Origin of the sequence: Lysinibacillus sp. UGB7 (assembly GCF_049058285.1) — a bacterium.
In the GTDB taxonomy this organism is placed as follows: Bacteria; Bacillota; Bacilli; order Bacillales_A; family Planococcaceae; genus Lysinibacillus; species Lysinibacillus sphaericus_B.
Window position 1 is genome coordinate 276,874 of the sequence record NZ_JBMGUV010000002.1, and the last position, 17,629, is coordinate 294,502.

The window sequence follows — 17,629 nt, forward strand, 5'->3', positions numbered from 1 at the left end:
AAAAGTCTATAGAATTATAGTATCGAGTTAGAAAGGGGTTAAAAAAATTGTCAATAGGTATGTATATTGTTTATTTTGCGATAATATTGATACTGCCACTGTACGCACAGATGAAAGTAAAGGGCACGTATAAAAAATTCGCAAAGGAACGTACAATGAAGGGACAAACGGGTGCTGAGGTAGCGCGTGCGATTTTAGATGCGAACGGCTTATATGATGTGCGAGTTGTTCCGACGCAAGGTGTGTTATCTGATCACTATAATCCGGCAACCAAAACAGTTGCATTATCGGAAAGTAACTTTCATGAAGCGAGTGTTGCTGGTGCTGCAGTAGCTGCCCACGAGGTAGGTCATGCTATCCAACATAAAGAAGCTTATTCAATGCTTACATTACGTAGTAAGCTTGTGCCAGTGGCGAATATTTCCTCAAATGCTTCTTGGATTTTCGTTATGATTGGTATTTTTGCAAGTAGTTCGAATATGTTGCTTTTAGGGATTGTTTTATTAGGAGCTGGTGTAGTATTCCAATTAGTGACGTTACCAGTAGAGTTTGATGCATCGAAGCGAGCGCTAGTGCAAATGAATTCGCTAGGAATCATTACAAATGAAGAAGAACGCCCAGCACGTAAAGTGTTAAATGCCGCAGCATTAACATATGTTGCCGCAGCAGCAGTAGCTGTATTAGAATTATTACGTTTGATTTTAATCTTTACTGGTATGCGAAGCGACGACTAATAAAAAAACTTGTTATAGTGGTAATGCCATTATAGCGAGTTTTTTTCTTTCAAGCTTGCAGTAAGAGATGTGAAAACTTCAGCTTGCGAAGTAATCGTACCCAATAGATTCTAACGCCAATAAGACGAAAAAAATACCCGCTGAAATTAAGCGGGTATACCTCAAGATGAAAGAGTAGAACGAATTAACAAGGTGGTCGAATTACTGACCGTAAAAGCCTGATTTGTTCAACTAACAATCCGTGGGGAAGAAGAACCCCCCACGGAATGAAGTTTCTCTTTATCCCGCAATAACGGTCAGTAAGCCGGTAAACTGACCGTAAAAGCCCGATTGGTTCAACTAACAATCCGTAGGGAAGAAGAACTCCCCACGGAATGAAGTTTCTCTTTATCCCGCAATAACGGTCAGTAAGCCGGTAAACTGACCGTAAAAGCCTGATTTGTTCAACTAACAATCCGTGGGGAAGAAGAACCCCCCACGGATTGAAGTTTCTCTTTATCCCGCAATAACGGTCAGTAAGCCGGTAAACTGACCGTAAAAGCCCGAATGGTTCAACTAACAATCCGTAGGGAAGAAGAACTCCCCACGGATTGAAGTTTCTCTTTATCCCGCAATAACGGTCAGTAAGCCGGTAAACTGACCGTAAAAGCCCGATTGGTTCAACTAACAATCCGTTGGGAAGAAGAACTCCCCACGGATTGAAGTTTCTCTTTATTGGATTGGTTGTTTTTGGTCGTCGAGTGTGAAGCCTTCTCCTGCAACATCTCGCACTTCCGAAATAGAAACGAAGGCGTGAGGATCTATTTCGTGAATAATAGATTTTAAGCGTACTACCTCATTGCGCCCGACAACACAATATAGCACGTCTTTTGGTTGCTTTGTAAAGTGACCATGGCCTTCTAAGATCGTCACGCCACGTTCCATACGTAGTGCAATTAAATCTGCAATAGCACTAGACTTCTCAGAAATAATTAATGCTCCGCGCGCCGCATATGCCCCGTCCTGTACAAAATCGATGACACGTGCACCGACAAATACTGCGACCAGTGTATACATCATGGAGCGTGCATCTAAAAATGTTAGCCATGACAGTAAAATCACGATAGCATCAAACATAAACATTGTTTTTCCCATACTCCAACCAAAATATTTATGAGCGAGTCGTGCTAAAATATCTACACCGCCAGTTGTACCGCCAAAGCGGAACACTATTCCGAGACCGAGTCCAACAAAGACCCCGGCAAAAAGAGCTACGAGGAATAAATCATCCTCTAAGTGAATTGTGTACTGGTATTTTTGAAAAATTTTTAGGAAAATAGATACAGAAATTGTGCCGATGATGGTATAAATAAATGCTTTTTTTCCGAGTAGACGCCAGCCGAGAATAAACATTGGAATATTCAGTAGTAAATTAAGTAATGCAGGATCCCAACCTAATGTAAAATAAAGCACTAGGGTAATCCCGCTAAAACCGCCTTCACCAAGCTGATTTTGCATATTAAAGTGTACAAAGCCAAAGCTAAAAATTGCAGCTCCGAGCATTATTGCGACAATATTGCGTATTTTGATCTGTTTAAGCATAAGACCTCCTGGAGTTCCAAACAAATGAAGTAGTGGATTCTATTATCTGTCATTTTATTGTTTTTGACAACAATGGTGTAAATTTTATACGATGGAGATAGGAGTGTGATAATCGATGACAGAACAAGTTACAATGCAAGCTTTGCAAAAACGCGTGGATGATTATATTGGGCAATTTAAAGAAGGCTATTTCCCACCATTTGAATTACTGGCACGTTTGACTGAGGAGCTTGGTGAATTATCACGTGAAGTTCAGGATGTTTATGGACAGAAGAAAAAAAAGAGTACGGAAGAAGTAAACAGCATTGAAGAAGAATTAGGCGACTTTTTCTTTGTTTTAGTATGCTTTGCTAATGCACAGGGCATTAATCTAGATGAAGCGCTTCTACGTGTCATACATAAATTTGAAACGAGAGATAAAGGTCGCTGGACAAGAAAGGATGATGAATAATGTCGATACGTGTAGCAATTGCAGGACCGAGAGGAAAAATGGGAGCTGAAGCTGTACATACAGTCATGAAACATGACAAAATGGAATTAGTAGCTGTACTAGATTATAAAGAAATAGGGGCAACACTAGCAGATTTAGATATGTTCCCTGCGAGTTATACAGCACCAATATTTACAGATATGGATGACCTAGTAGAAGTGACTGCACCAGACGTATTAGTGGACTTAACAAATCCACATGCGGTATATCAGCATACAAAAGAGGCATTGAATTTAAATGTACGTCCTGTGATCGGTACAACAGGTTTTACAGATGCGCAACTAGAGGAATTATCAGCACTTGCCAAAGAAAAGGAGTTAGGCTGTATTATTGCACCTAACTTTGCGATTGGTGCCATCCTGATGATGAAATTTGCCAAGGAAGCGGCAAAATACTTACCTGATGTGGAAATTATTGAAATGCACCACGATCAAAAACTAGATGCCCCATCTGGTACTGCTGTTAAAACGGCACAAATGATTCAAGAGGTGCGAACACAAAAAGCGCAAGGTCATCCAGAGGAGTCGGAAACGATTGATGGCGCTAGAGGTGCTGATGTTGATGGTATGCGCATTCACTCTGTTCGTTTACCTGGCTTAGTAGCACACCAGCAAGTATTATTTGGTGGTGACGGGCAACTACTAACCATTCGTCATGACTCATTAAATCGTAATTCCTTCATGTCAGGCGTCGCATTTTGTATAGAGGAAGTCATGAAAATGGATCAGCTTGTTTATGGTTTGGAAAACATCATCTAAAGATTGGATGGAAAATTTATGAAAATCGCACTAATCGCACACGATCGTAAAAAAGATAATTTAGTACAGTTTGCTATTGCTTACAAAGATATTTTACTTGAGCACACGCTATACGCTACTGGTACAACAGGGCAACGTGTTATTGACGCCACAGGTTTAGAGGTAACACGTTTTCGCTCGGGTCCGCTTGGTGGGGACCAACAAATTGGCGCAATGATTGCCAATAATGATATGGACATGGTGATTTTCTTCCGTGATCCATTAACAGCACAACCACATGAGCCAGATGTTTCTGCACTTATTCGTCTTTGTGATGTTTACCAAGTGCCACTGGCAACAAATATGGGTACCGGGGAAATATTACTAAAAGGCCTGCAAGAAGGTTTTGTGGATTGGAGACTGATTCAAGAAAGACGAGACTAAAAGACGTGATTCAGAAAGGATGATAATCGAATGAGAAAGCTTAAAATCGGCATTACCTGTTATCCAACAGTTGGAGGCTCTGGTGTTATCGCAACAGAATTAGGAAAAATGCTAGCAGAGAGAGGACACGAAATTCATTTCATCACCTCGAGCGTACCATTTCGATTGAATAAAATTTATCCAACCGTCTTTTTCCATGAAGTAGAAGTAAACAATTATTCAGTGTTTCAATATTCACCATATGATATTGCATTAGCGAGTAAAATGGCGGACGTGATTAAAGATGAAGGGCTAGATGTGCTACATGTGCATTATGCAATACCACATGCAGTTTGTGCGGTGCTAGCGCGTGAAATGAGTGGTCAAAATATAGGGATCGTGACAACATTGCATGGTACAGATATTTCGGTACTTGGGCAGGATTCTACACTTTCCCAGGCCATCAGATATGGTATTGATAAGTCAGATGTAGTAACGGCAGTATCAGAGGCATTAAAAGAACAAACATACGAACTCATTGATACTGCAAAGCCAATTGAAACGATTTATAACTTCGTTGATGAGCGTGAATACCGACAACTAGACTCAGGAAACTTAAAAGAACAGTTTGGTATTCAAGCTGATGAAAAAGTTATCATTCACGTATCCAACTTCCGTAAAATCAAAAACCTTCCGCATATTGTGGATGCCTTTATGAAGATCCGCACTAACATGAAAGCAAAGCTCTTATTAGTAGGGGATGGCCCTGAAAAACATCGTGTCATGGATCAAGTAAAGGAAAGTCCATATGTCAAGGATGTTTTGTTTTTAGGAAAACAAGAAAACTTAGCTGAATTGTATTCTATTAGTGATCTTAAACTATTACTTTCACAGCAAGAGTCATTTGGACTTGTACTACTAGAAGCGATGGCTTGTGGTGTGCCATGTATCGGTTCGGCTGTTGGTGGAATTCCAGAAGTCATTGATCATGGTGTGGACGGTTACTTAGTGGAATTAGGCGATACGGATACAGTTGCACAATATGCCGTCGATTTATTGAATGATGAAGAAAAATTACAAAATTTCCGTGAAGCTGCCATGCGTGCTGTTAATGGAAAATTCCACTCATCCAAGATTGTTGAGCAGTATGAAAAATTGTACGAGAAGGTTGCGGAAAAAAATCATGCAAAACAATAAGGAATGGCAGGCAGCCTTCTCAGTCATTGAACAATTAGAGAAGGCTGGTTTTGAAGCAGTTGTCGTTGGCGGTGCAGTGCGAGATGCACTGCTTGGTCGACCTGTACATGATGTTGACGTAGCGACAAATGCCTTGCCAGAAGAAGTGAAGACTGTTTTTAAACGAACAGTTGATATTGGTATTCAGCACGGCACAGTGCTTGTCATTGTGCCAGCTGCCCCTGTTGAGGTAACGACTTATCGAACCGATGGAGAATATACCGATCACCGTAGACCTGAAGTAGTGCACTTTGTCCGTTCTCTTGAAGAGGATCTACAGCGCCGTGACTTTACGATGAATGCCATTGCCATGCGTCGTGATGGTTCTCTGGTCGATTATTACGGGGGGCAACTTGATATTGAGAAGGGTGTCATCCGGGCAGTAGGTGAAGCGAAGGTACGCTTTGCTGAGGATGCTCTACGAATGTTACGGGCTGTGCGTTTTTCTGCGCAGCTTGGTTTTTCAATCGAAGAAATCACATTACGAGCAATGCAGGAGAAGGCGGCTGATATTGCTTGGATAGCCAAAGAGCGACTAAAGGCAGAACTAGATAAACTTTGGCTTGGAAAAGATGTCTATAATGGCATAAAGAAGCTCCAGGAAAGCGGTTTGGATGACTATTTACATGGGGATTTCCATGCAGAAAATTGGCGTGGCTTTTGCGTACAGGATAAGTTATTTGGGTGGTCTTATTTTGCCTTCATACAAGGTGAAAATTGGCAAGACGTGTTGCGAAGCTATCGTTTATCGAAAAAAGAAATGGCTTTTGTCAAAGCTGTATTAGCGGCTTGTAAGACGTTAACTAGCGGCTGGACAAATATGGACTATTTCACGTACATGGAAGAAGAGCTTGAAGCTGCTCTTTACTTTGCTGAGTTAAGGCAGCTTGATGTTCCGAAGCCACCATACAGTATTCTTGAGGCACAGACAAAGTTGCCTATTCGGGAGCGACAAGATCTGGTAGTAAATGGCATGGATTTATTAAAATGGTCTGGACAAAAGCGCGGACCATGGATAAAAGAGGCTTTGCAGGCAATGCTTGAAGCAGTCGTTAACGGTGAGCTTCAAAATGACCGACAGCAGATAAAAGAATGGATTGAGCATAAATATGTCCATGAAGGGTGAAAAGCCCTTATAATTATTGACAGCAGGTGACCAAAAAGGATGCTTTTATAAAGGCATTGGACGGGTCACTTGCTTTTTTATATTGAGCATTAAGTTGTGCCAATCTCTTATGGGGGAGTCTTCTAGAAAAAAATGTTCGCGAATGCATTTTGATTCCGCGTGAACGGTCAGTAAGACGCTCACCCTATGTGGAAAGATAAGAGAGCAATCAAGCCGATTGATGTACCTAACAATCAGTGAGGAAAGAAAATTGACACTGATTGAAGTTTCACTTGATGACGGTAGGTAGTCAATTGTTGTAATTTACAGTATGATAAATACAAATAAGTCAACGTTTTCATAGCAATATAAAACTAATAATACACTATACTAAAGGATTGATTTAGCATGAGTATATCCATGAAAGATGAAATTTTAAAAAGATTATTAGTTGCGAACGGTGAGGCCGTTTCGGGGCAAGAGTTAGCGAATTCACTAGGTGTATCGCGTACAGCTATTTGGAAGCATATGCAGACATTGCAGGAAGAAGGTTACATATTTGAAACAGTAAAGAAAAAGGGATATGTGTTAACTGGAGTGCCCAATAGTTTAAGCCCTACACAAATCGAACTGTTTCTAAATACAAAGCGCTTTGGTCGTGAAATTCACCATTTTGATGTGGTCGATTCTACGCAGACTATTGCCCATAAGCTTGCACAGGAAGGCGCCCCAGATGGCACAATTGTTATCGGAGAAGAACAAACAGCAGGGCGTGGTCGTATGGCAAGGTCGTGGGAATCTGCACATGGTACAGGCATTTGGATGACGATTATTGTGCGACCTGACGTGTCACCACAGCAAGCATCTTCATTTACGCTAGTCGTGGCTGTTGCAGTGACAATGGCGATTAAAACATTGTATAAAAATGTGGAGCCCGCTATTAAATGGCCAAATGATTTACTCGTTAACGGTAAAAAATGTACCGGTATTTTAACGGAGATGCAAGCAGAAGCGGATCTTGTTCAAGCATTACTTGTGGGAGTCGGTATCAATGCCAACCAAGTAGCAACGGATTTCTCACCAGATATTTCAGACATTGCGACATCGTTACGTTTGGAAGCGGGAGAAGAGATTAACCGCGCCGCCTTGGTTGCAACGATTTTACAATACTTAGAGCAATTCACAGATCTGTTTGTTAACGAAGGATTTGCTAGTATTAAAGGGCTATGGGAAGAATTGTCGTGCACCATTGGACAACGAATCGAAGTGACAACGATTCGCGAACGCTTTGAGGGTGTTGCTAGTGGCATTACAGAAGATGGTGTGTTACAGCTAACACTGAACGATGGCACAGTTCGAACAATTTATTCTGGGGATATTAAAATTTTGTCATAGGAAAAGCTGCGAGGACGACTTACTTCTCGCAGCTTTTGTTTTAGGGTTTTAACACGCTTTGCTATCGGCGATAATTCGGTTCTATCGACGATTTACCTGCATCTATCAGCGATAAACTCGTTGCTACCAGCGATTTATCTACTTCTATCAGCGATATTGCCGTTGCTATCAGCGATACATGTCATTCAACCGGCGATTTTCAATGTAGTGATAATGCTAAGTCCCCGTGTGAAAGAGAGACACTCAGCTGGTGATCACCTTTAACTAGCTGTGAAACCTTACTGCTTTGCTCCTGACGATCAACCGTAATATCGCCAAAGTCTGTGTTCAATTCATAGCCTAAGTCACTTTTTTTGTTTTGTAAGTTTAGTGTTGTATCACCAAAGCTAGATGTTATCGTTGTTTGGCCGTTTAAAGTACCGTCAATGTCAATATCACCATGCTCGCTTTCCGCAACGAAGCCGTTACTTGTAAATTGCTCAAGCGTCATATCACCAAAAGATTGGGTAATTTCGGTGTTTATGCCATCGATATGCTTAAATCGGATATCGCCGTAATTACTTATTACATTGAGTTGCTGATAGTGCAGGCCACGAAGCGTTGTATCTCCGAAATTACTGTCGACAACAACTTTATTCAACGCCACCTTCTCAGGGACATAAATTTTAATGGATGGTGTTTGATTAACACTAAAGCCAAAGGATAGACGATTTTTTTTCTTACTTTCAGTTTCAACAGTCAGCGTACCGTTTTTTACACTATAGCTAACGTCTGCATCCTCAATCGCATTGACCTCTAACGCATAACTGTCCCCAGAAACGATTTCGACATCTCCATAGTCAGTGAAAACATCGATGCTGGTGAATGCTTCAAGTGTATAAGAATTATTAACAAGCGACTGTTTAGTTGGCACATGAATGCCAGTGTCATCTTTAATAATCGACCATTTACCACCAGAGAGATAACCGATAACGGCTAGTAAAAGCCCTAAAGTGATCATGGTAACAGCAATGAGTTTATGACGAGAAATCATTTACAAGCCCCCCTTGCGCTTTTTTATGACTTTATGGAATAAACCTGCCAATACTTCAACGCAGACAAGTCCGATTTTCTTTACAAAGCGAGTGATGATAGGGAAGAGCAGGACGCCTGAGCCTGTAACGATTAATCCTATACCCATAAAGAGTAATGCTGTAGGCCAATGTTCGGTAAGTACGAAGAAGCCGGAGATAAGCGCCGCAAGGCCACCAAAAAAGATCCCTAATACTGTTGCTACAATGGCTATAACAAAACTGAATACGACTGCGCCTAATGAAATAATAAGTGCTACAGCAGTAGCTAGAATAGGTAATGAAAGTGGCGCTGATAATATTGCAAGAATAATGAGCCAAATAGTTGTCATATTCTTTTTAGTAGAAGCTGGTGTTACATCGAAATCCTTTAATGCAAAATCAGCCAGTATTTGCGATGCAACCTGAGAAGGGGAGCCGAGCTGTAGAATGACTTGCTGTTCGTTTTCCCCTCCTGCTTCATCAAAATATTCTTCATAATAGGCAAGCGCAGCATCTAACTCTTGCGCAGGAAGGCGACGTAACTTGCCGCGTAGCTTTTTCAAATAGCTTGCTCTATCCATTTAATTCCCCTCCTAAAAGTACACAGTCAACCTTTTGTTTATACAACTGCCATTCCTGTAACAGGTCCAATAATCGTATGCGACCTTGCTCGGTAATTTGATAATAGCGCCTATTTCTGCCTTGATAGGGCTGGTCATAAGTTTTTAAATAGTCCGCTTTTTGTAAGCGACGTAATACGGGGTACAGGGTTGATTCTGATATATCCATCACAGATTGAACTTGCTGTGTTAATGAGTAACCGTATGCATCCTCTTTGTCTACAATCGCTAACACACAGGCGTCGAGTAAAGCAGAACCAAGCTGAAATGTCATCTTCCCACCTCACATTCATTTACTTATACATGGTTTTATATTATATGTTGTATAGTATGTGGGTAGTATATGACGTATAACATGGTTTGTCAAATTATGTGAGAATCTGGATGCTCTATAACAATGACTTTGGTGTCAATTAAATTGATTTTAGGCATTATAAAAAAAGGTAGGGCAATTGCTAGAAAATTATATTTGAAGAGAGCGAGGGTTATCTGTTATAGTATGTGCTGAAGGGCAGTATCCTTTTGTGAACGGCACCTTCCAACACGTAAGGCAAATTTTACAACAAATATCTGCCTTGATCTTTTATAGACAGGGACGGAAGAAAACGATGCGTTCATAGATAGTAATTACGTTTAGCCGTAATTAATTAAGGACGAGCACACTACCCTTCTGCCCATTTTTAGGAACAGAGGGGTTTTTCTGTTTTCTTTCTCTAAAAAAGGAGGACTACATGATGAAAACAACATCAGATTTTTTGAAGATGAAAGCAGCCGGTGAAAAAATCGTTATGCTGACAGCGTATGATCACCCAGCTGCAACTTTCGCGGAGCAAGCGGGCGTCGAGATGATTCTAGTAGGAGATTCACTAGGAATGGTCGTGCTAGGCTATGATTCTACGATGCCAGTTACAGTGGCAGATATGGTGCATCATGCAAAAGCTGTACGCCGCGGGGCAAAGAATACGTTTATGGTCGTTGATATGCCGTTTGGCTCGTATCATGGCGATAGTAATGACACATTGAAAACAGCTGTGTCTATGATGCAGGAAACGGGAGCCGATGCATTAAAAGTTGAGGGAGCAGGAGATGTCATACCTGTTATTACGAAACTGACATCCGCTGGTATTCCAGTGGTTGCTCATCTAGGCTTGCTACCACAATCTGCTGGGGTACTTGGGGGCTATAAGGTACAGGGGAAGACAGCTGAGCAAGCAGCAAAGCTTTTGGAAGATGCGAAAAAATGTGAAGCGGCTGGTGCCTGTGCAGTTGTATTAGAGTGTATTCCACATCAGGTGACAGAAATGGTTTCTGAAAGTCTCATTATCCCTACTATAGGTATTGGAGCTGGTGTGGAAGCGGATGGGCAAGTATTAGTGTTCCATGACATGCTGAGCTATGGTTCACACCATGTACCAAAATTTGTGGAACGTTTTGCCGATATGGGCAGTGAGGCAAGTCGAGGAATTGCTGGCTATGTGGATGCTGTGAAGGCAGGCACATTCCCAGCAGCGAAGCATTTCTTTACGATGAAAGAAGATGCATTGGATCAGCTTTATGGAGGCGTTAAGTAAATGAAAGTCTTCACTACTATCACAGCGCTCACAGCAGAAATTCAAGCTGCCAAACAAGGACAAAAAACAATCGGTCTTGTGCCAACGATGGGCTATTTACATGAAGGCCATTTAACATTAGCGAAAGCAGCTCGTGAAGAAAATGATCTAGTAGTTATGAGTATTTTCGTGAATCCGACTCAATTTGGTCCAAATGAAGATTTTGAAAGCTATCCACGTGATTTACCACGTGACATAGCTATGGCAGAGTCTGTAGGCGTGGATATTGTTTTTGCACCGAGTGTTGAAGAAATGTATCCAAATAGCGGGGGGATGCGCATGTATGCAGGTGAACAGGCGACAATACTTTGCGGAGCTAGCCGCCCTGGTCATTTCGACGGTGTTTTGCAGGTCGTAGCAAAGTTATTCCATTTGGCACAGCCAACTCGTGCTTATTTCGGACAAAAAGATGCCCAGCAAGTGGCAATTATCGCTACAATGGTGCGCGACTATAACTTCCCACTGGAGATGCGTGTCGTGCCGATTGTGCGCGAAGAGGACGGTTTAGCAAAATCTTCTCGCAACGTCTATTTAAGTGAGCAAGATCGTCAAGAAGCTCCGGCGATTAACGAAGCATTACTACTGGCACGCGACAACTTTTTAGCAAACAGAGATGCAAATAGTGCCCTAGCAAAAGCGAAATATCACCTTACAGCGCGAATACATGGCAAAATCGATTATATTGAGTTTTTAGCGTACCCTGATTTAACCCCCGTCACTGCTGCCACTGAACAAGTACTTTTGGCGGCTGCTGTGTATATCGGTAGCACCCGTTTAATCGATAACTGTATTTTTAATATGAAAGAAGGCTTATAAAATGTTACGAATGATGATGAATAGCAAAATCCACCGTGCGACTGTTACAGAAGCGGATTTGAACTATGTAGGTTCCATTACAATCGATGAAGATATTTTAGATGCAGTAGGTATGCTAGCAAACGAAAAGGTGCATATCGTAAATAATAACAATGGCGCACGCTTCGAAACGTATATTATTGCAGGTGAGCGTGGGTCAGGAGTGATTTGTGTCAATGGGGCAGCTGCACGACTTGTACAACGGGGAGACATCGTGATTATCATTTCTTATGTCTATGTAGATAATACAGAGGCAAAGGATCATAAGCCAACCGTCGCTATTATGGACGAAGGTAATACCATTAAAGAAATGATCGCCTATGAGCCTGAAGCTACGGTGTTGTAATTAAATTCTTTATAAAATGTGTAATATAATAACAAGTTATTTTTAAGCTGAACTAATTTTTGTATTAGTTCAGCTTTTATGTGTGAGATGTTAAATTATATATTCTTCAACTCCCGGTGCAGGTAAGTTGAACAGGAGATGCTATACGATACACATTATTACCAGTAAGGATGGACTTTTTACAATAGGAGTATATATGTGGCAGGAAGAATGCGGATAGGAGTATTGGAGGCCTATAAAAAAAGGCGTGTCTTTGATTGAGACGGAGGAAGGCGCAGAGATATTAGCCATTGAATATTTAAGAGAATATTCTAGTGAAATTATCAATCCTTAATCACTTCACTAACGGGGCCTTACTTGAAGATCATTGAGCTGTTTAGAAAGTTCTTTTTTTATTCAACTAACGGTGCAGCTTAATGAAAGAAGGAATTTGTAAGAATATATTAAATTTTGGTAATAAGTTGTTCGTGTTTTAAAACACTTATATTAGAAGTAAGGGGAGAAGGGGATCCAACCATCTTCATTCATGGTAGTGAAGCTTCGTGGAAAATATGGAACCTCAAATAGAGCAGTTTATAGAACGTATACAATGAACTAGCTATTAATGCTGCTGGCGATTTTAATAAATGAGGGGGAATTTTTGAGAAGTGCGCCTTCCTATAATTAGTCTATTGTCACTTTGATTTTTAGAGTATATTAATTGGTAAATAAAAATGGCTTGTGATTATCATAGTAATCAACAAGCCGATTTTTATCTAAATTTTATGATAAATCATCAATCTTTCACAATACTTTACTTGATGTTAGTTTATTCAATCAATTCACTTTCTTTGAGTAAATCATAGATTATTGTTTCCTTCGTTTTGTGAATACCTAATTTACCTATTTGTTTTAAGATAAATGGAGCATCTATATCTGTTAATTTTTTTCCGTCCAGTAAGCGAGAGGTTGAAGCTAATAAAGTACGAATATCAAAAGCAGATGCAAATACTTCTGGGACGCCTCGATCAATATTTAATAATTGATAAACAGCTTCCATCGCAGTTCTTACTGAATATTCAGTTGTGAATACTGTGTCTCTTTCTGTTTCACTAAAATTCCCAATGAAGGCTAAGTTAACAGATCCGTTAGGGACAACTAAAGGACGATCACCTAATGCTCTAGGCATGAAGTAAGATGTTATAAAAGGCATATAACATGGAATTGTATTACATGAATTCTGGGCTAAATCTGGTATTTCATCTACAGGTACGCCCATATGGTACAACCACTCTTGTGCTATCTCGATTCCACTACATTCAGTGATACTTTTTTTAATAAAATTACCTGGTTTATTAGATAGTAAACCATAGATCCAAACGACTAATTGATCTTTTGGTTGACTTTTAAAATGAGGTTGTCTGTTCAACGTATAGCTTAGCATCCAATTAGAATCTTTAGCAGATACAATACCACCGGTAACTACCTTCCCAGCATATGGATCTCTTTTGCTGATTTTTTCAATATAAGGAGCAACTCGAGCATCCAATGTAGTGAGTGTTGCTGAAACAAACCAACTTTCTTTCGGAAGATTATCACAGAATTTTTCTGGTCTACCAAATTCAGCATCTTGTGAAGCTATATTTTTCCAAAGGGACCAACTACCACCTAAATCCGCTGTTTTAGGGGCTGGTGTATTATTGTCACCATAAGTTGTACTCTCTGTGATACTTCCATTTGTCACAAAAACCAGTTCATTTTCCGTTAGCTCTATATTTTTTTTCTCACCATTCTGTCTCAGCACCAAAGTTTGAGCTACCTTTTTGTCTCCAACTCTATCAATCAAAACATTCTCTACAACAGTATTGTACTGAAAATCAACATTATTCTTTTCTAAATAGTTAATCATAGGAAGTACTAAAGATTCATATTGGTTATACTTTGTGAATTTCAAAGCAGATAAATCAGGTAATCCACCAATATGATGAATAAAACGTACAATGTAACGACGCATTTCCATTGCAGAATGCCATTTTTCAAAAGCAAACATCGTGGACCAATATAGCCAAAAATTCGATGCAAAGAATTCTTCAGAGAAAACATCCGTAATTTTTTTATCCTCTAATTTCTCTTCAGGAGTAAAAAATAATTTAATCATTTCTTCAGATGATTTATCAGATAATGTAAATTTTCCATCATCCTCAAGTCTTTGTCCTCTTTTTTCAATCAATCTACATTTAGAATAATTAGGATCTTCTTTATTTAACCAATAAAATTCATCTAAAACAGAAGCATTTTCTATTTCCAAAGATGGGATTGAACGAAATAAATCCCATAAGCATTCAAAATGATCTTCCATTTCTCGACCACCACGAATAATAAAACCCCTTGTCGGATTTAGAATACCATCCAGACTACCTCCTGAGATATCTAACTCTTCGAGAATATGAATATTCTCTCCTTTCATTTGGCCATCACGAATTAAAAAACATGCGGCTGAAAGTGAGGCTAGCCCCGAACCAATAAGATACGCTGATTTTTCATCAACACCCTCAGGTTTTTTAGGACGTGCGAAAGCTTCATAATTACCATTACTGTAATACATAATACCGCCTCCATAAATTATTATTCTAATATAGAATATCATAAATTTACATGAAAATGGTAAAACGAGAGAAAAATTAACAAATTATTCAAATTTGAAGTTGAACTGTAGATATACTTATCCTTCTCGTTTGACATAACAATTCATTGCATATTTATAAATTATTTATTGATACCTTTTTCATCAAAGGAATTAGGCAATATCTGAAAATTACATTGTTCTTGTAGCGGTTAACCTGTAACAAACTATAGCACGGGGATTCATTGCGTGATTTCCTTCTATAAAATTAACCACAAGGCTTTCCTAAAAGGGTAAAGTATGCAAAGTTTTGAGGGCAGCTTTGCATAATTATTATAGTGAGAAAATAAAAAGGTCATTCAACATCCGAAATTCACAAGCACAATTGCTTTCTCATAGCATGTCAATCCACTTTATTCATATGTGCAAATTTATTCATTTTTCTTGTGCTTACAAAATCTATTTTTTTATAAAACTATATCAATTCTATTCAAATTTAGTATTTTCGAATAATTTAAACATCATACCCTCTCTCCTTGGAAATCGCTTGATATAAGGCTTTTGGGCGAGTTGAAGTATATATAAAAGAACAAAATTAATATATTTTAAAAAATAATGTTGACAACTATTTAGGGTGGTATGTAGAATAGGACGAGTGATTATGAGAATCATTATCAAGTAAGGCGAACAACCTTATTTTTTTATTGTCAATTGAGAATGCCTCTCATTTTATTAAACATATGTTGTTAGTTAGGATGGTTAACGAATGGAAGCAAGCGCGAAGAGCATGGAACAACAAGAAACGAATATGAAAAAGATTAAGAGCAGACCGCTTATTGCTTCGATTATTTTAATAGCAGGTACGATTTTATTAGCTTTAAGTATGGGAATGTCCATTTCATTTGGGGCAGCGGATATTAGCTTAAAGACTGTCTGGCAAGCTGTTTTTCAATTCGATGATTCACTTACACATCATAGTGTCATTTGGGAGCTTCGTATTCCAAGAGCAATTGGAGGAGTAGTCGCTGGTGCATTTCTAGCGGTATCCGGAGCAATTATGCAAGGTATGACACGAAATCCTCTTGCCTCACCATCTTTAATGGGGATTACAGATGGTGCGGTATTTGGAATTGCAATTACTTATGCATTTTTCCCTAATTCCCCATACATAATGTTTGTTATTGCTTCATTTATGGGTGCAGCATTTGGTGCAAGTATTGTTTATGGTGTGGGTGCGTCCTCACCAGGAGGGCTAACACCCGTGAAGTTAGCGTTAGCTGGAGCAGCAATCAGTGCCTTACTTGGGGCCATCTCATCCAGTATCGCACTTTATTTCAATCTTGCTCAAGAAGTGAGCATGTGGAATGCAGGAGGCGTTTCGGGTGTGAAATGGGTAAGTATTGAGATGTTGCTACCAATTGGACTAGTTTGTCTTGTGATAGCAATTATCATATCGAGATACATTACCATCTTAAGTTTCGGTGAAGAAATTGCGATTGGGCTTGGACAAAATACAACCTTAATTAAATTTATTGGAACCGTACTTGTGCTTGTTTTAACAGGCTCAGCTGTATCTATGGCAGGTTCTGTAGGATTTGTAGGACTTGTTATCCCACATATGACACGTTTTCTCGTTGGATCTGATTATAGATGGGTTATTCCATGTTCAGCGGTATTAGGTGGGTTGTTAATCGAATGTGCAGATATGTTATCTCGCGTTATCAATCCACCATTTGAAACGCCAATTGGTGCAATTACAGCTTTAATTGGAGTTCCATTCTTCCTTTACTTAGCTCGTAAAGAGGGGAGAGGGAAAATATGAAGCAAGGTATCTTAACAAAAAAGAATATGTCAGTAATAGCCATTTTAGTTTGCTTAATTGTGTTTATATTCTTAATTAGCTTAAATACAGGAACGTTTAAAATACCGCCAATAGATGTATTGAAATCGTTAATTGGGTTAGGCGCCGAAGATCAATCTGTCATCTTATTCGAGTTTCGTATGCCTCGAATGGTTATCGCTATTTTAGTTGGTTCAGCGCTAGCAATATCAGGGGCAATCATGCAAGGTTTATCTCGAAATCCACTTGCTGACCCTGGAATTATCGGTATTAATGCTGGTGCTGGATTGACGGTTGTTATTTTCGTCTACTTCTTCTTCGGAAAAGTTGGGACCGGTACGTTAATATCAGTATTCATTCTTCCGTTTTTTGCTTTAGTGGGTGCTTTATTGGCAGCGGTTATTATTTATACACTTGCTTGGAAAAACGGTGTTTCATCAACTCGTTTAATACTTGTTGGAATTGCAGTTGCAGCAGGGTTTGGTGCTGTCAGTTTAATTTTTTCAATGAAAATGACGTCTAATGATTTTCGTTTTGCAACCATTTGGTTAGCAGGGAGTTTATGGGGAACAGATTGGAAATTTGTATTAAGTGCACTTCCATGGATGCTTATATTTTTACCAATTGCATTTCTCAAAGCGCATGTATTAAATGTGATGAATTTAGGAGATGCAGCAGCGGTAGGCCTTGGTGTAAATGTGGAGAAGGAAAGACGTAAATTATTATTTATCGCCGTGTGCTTGGCTGGTGCATCGGTAGCTGTAGCTGGTGGTATTGGATTTATCGGTTTAATGGCACCCCATCTGGCAAGACGCCTTGTTGGGGGAAAACATCAAATCATGTTACCAACAGCAGCATTAATTGGCACTTTGCTATTACTATTTGCAGATTTAATTTCAAGAAGTGTACTAACAACTTCAGAAATACCAGTCGGTTTCGTTATTTCTATTATTGGTGCACCATATTTTATTTATTTACTTATGAGGACAAAATAAAAGGAGTC

General features: G+C 39.5%; 17 protein-coding genes. 12 read left to right on the forward strand and 5 right to left on the reverse strand.

What is annotated here, in order from left to right; genetic code table 11:
• Nucleotides 1-59: 59 nt before the first annotated feature.
• Entirely contained in the window at nt 60-734 is a 675-nt protein-coding gene (locus tag ACOMCU_RS03700) for a zinc metallopeptidase (protein WP_080647717.1), read from the forward strand.
• A gap of 711 nt (nt 735-1,445) precedes the next feature.
• Here the strand turns inward: ACOMCU_RS03700 and ACOMCU_RS03705 are convergent.
• A complete protein-coding gene (locus tag ACOMCU_RS03705) occupies nt 1,446-2,315 on the reverse strand; it encodes a YitT family protein (RefSeq protein WP_421049476.1) in 870 nt (289 codons plus the stop codon).
• Nucleotides 2,316-2,430: 115 nt separating this feature from the next.
• On the opposite strand from ACOMCU_RS03705, the gene ACOMCU_RS03710 reads away from it, so the two are divergent.
• From ACOMCU_RS03710 to ACOMCU_RS03735, 6 genes are all read left to right on the forward strand, one after another.
• Entirely contained in the window at nt 2,431-2,766 is a 336-nt protein-coding gene (locus tag ACOMCU_RS03710) for a nucleotide pyrophosphohydrolase (RefSeq protein WP_010858828.1), read from the forward strand.
• Entirely contained in the window at nt 2,766-3,563 is a 798-nt protein-coding gene (dapB, locus tag ACOMCU_RS03715; RefSeq protein WP_421049477.1) for a 4-hydroxy-tetrahydrodipicolinate reductase, read from the forward strand. The genes ACOMCU_RS03710 and dapB overlap by 1 nt, the downstream gene beginning before the upstream one ends.
• A gap of 18 nt (nt 3,564-3,581) precedes the next feature.
• Entirely contained in the window at nt 3,582-3,986 is a 405-nt protein-coding gene (gene mgsA / locus ACOMCU_RS03720) for a methylglyoxal synthase (protein ID WP_010858830.1), read from the forward strand.
• A gap of 30 nt (nt 3,987-4,016) precedes the next feature.
• Nucleotides 4,017-5,162: an N-acetyl-alpha-D-glucosaminyl L-malate synthase BshA gene (gene bshA, locus ACOMCU_RS03725; RefSeq protein WP_010858831.1), complete on the forward strand. Its 1,146-nt coding sequence runs from the start codon at nt 4,017-4,019 to the stop codon at nt 5,160-5,162.
• On the forward strand, nt 5,149-6,327 hold the full coding sequence (locus ACOMCU_RS03730) for a CCA tRNA nucleotidyltransferase (RefSeq protein ID WP_421049478.1): 1,179 nt from the start codon (nt 5,149-5,151) through the stop codon (nt 6,325-6,327). The genes bshA and ACOMCU_RS03730 overlap by 14 nt, the downstream gene beginning before the upstream one ends.
• Nucleotides 6,328-6,714: 387 nt before the next feature.
• Nucleotides 6,715-7,701 carry a biotin--[acetyl-CoA-carboxylase] ligase gene (locus tag ACOMCU_RS03735; RefSeq protein WP_421049479.1) on the forward strand — a complete coding sequence of 329 codons (987 nt, stop codon included), beginning with the start codon at nt 6,715-6,717 and terminating at the stop codon, nt 7,699-7,701.
• A gap of 199 nt (nt 7,702-7,900) precedes the next feature.
• Here the strand turns inward: ACOMCU_RS03735 and ACOMCU_RS03740 are convergent, their stop codons facing one another.
• The 3 genes from ACOMCU_RS03740 to ACOMCU_RS03750 are packed head-to-tail and all read right to left on the reverse strand — an operon-like array spanning nt 7,901 to nt 9,647.
• Nucleotides 7,901-8,734: a DUF4097 family beta strand repeat-containing protein gene (locus ACOMCU_RS03740; RefSeq protein ID WP_010858834.1), complete on the reverse strand. Its 834-nt coding sequence runs from the start codon at nt 8,732-8,734 to the stop codon at nt 7,901-7,903.
• Complete coding sequence (locus ACOMCU_RS03745; RefSeq protein ID WP_010858835.1) at nt 8,735-9,334, reverse strand: DUF1700 domain-containing protein; 600 nt, start codon at nt 9,332-9,334, stop codon at nt 8,735-8,737.
• Entirely contained in the window at nt 9,327-9,647 is a 321-nt protein-coding gene (locus ACOMCU_RS03750; RefSeq protein ID WP_010858836.1) for a PadR family transcriptional regulator, read from the reverse strand. The genes ACOMCU_RS03745 and ACOMCU_RS03750 overlap by 8 nt, the downstream gene beginning before the upstream one ends.
• Before the next feature lie 460 nt (nt 9,648-10,107).
• Here ACOMCU_RS03750 and panB point away from each other — a divergent pair, with 460 nt between their 5' ends.
• Genes panB through panD form a run of 3 tightly spaced genes read left to right on the forward strand, consistent with a single transcriptional unit; the run spans nt 10,108 to nt 12,184 of the window.
• Nucleotides 10,108-10,944: a 3-methyl-2-oxobutanoate hydroxymethyltransferase gene (panB, locus tag ACOMCU_RS03755; RefSeq protein WP_421049493.1), complete on the forward strand. Its 837-nt coding sequence runs from the start codon at nt 10,108-10,110 to the stop codon at nt 10,942-10,944.
• Complete coding sequence (gene panC / locus ACOMCU_RS03760) at nt 10,945-11,799, forward strand: pantoate--beta-alanine ligase (RefSeq protein ID WP_421049480.1); 855 nt, start codon at nt 10,945-10,947, stop codon at nt 11,797-11,799.
• A gap of 1 nt (nt 11,800) precedes the next feature.
• Entirely contained in the window at nt 11,801-12,184 is a 384-nt protein-coding gene (gene panD, locus ACOMCU_RS03765; protein ID WP_010858839.1) for an aspartate 1-decarboxylase, read from the forward strand.
• A gap of 808 nt (nt 12,185-12,992) precedes the next feature.
• Here panD and ACOMCU_RS03770 read toward each other — a convergent pair.
• Complete coding sequence (locus ACOMCU_RS03770) at nt 12,993-14,768, reverse strand: oleate hydratase (protein ID WP_421049481.1); 1,776 nt, start codon at nt 14,766-14,768, stop codon at nt 12,993-12,995.
• Between the two features lie 784 nt (nt 14,769-15,552).
• Between ACOMCU_RS03770 and ACOMCU_RS03775 the strand changes: the two genes are divergently transcribed.
• On the forward strand, nt 15,553-16,608 hold the full coding sequence (locus ACOMCU_RS03775) for a FecCD family ABC transporter permease (RefSeq protein WP_010858841.1): 1,056 nt from the start codon (nt 15,553-15,555) through the stop codon (nt 16,606-16,608).
• Nucleotides 16,605-17,621, forward strand: coding sequence for a FecCD family ABC transporter permease (locus ACOMCU_RS03780; protein ID WP_421049482.1), 1,017 nt, complete (start codon nt 16,605-16,607; stop codon nt 17,619-17,621). The genes ACOMCU_RS03775 and ACOMCU_RS03780 overlap by 4 nt, the downstream gene beginning before the upstream one ends.
• Nucleotides 17,622-17,629 lie beyond the last annotated feature (8 nt).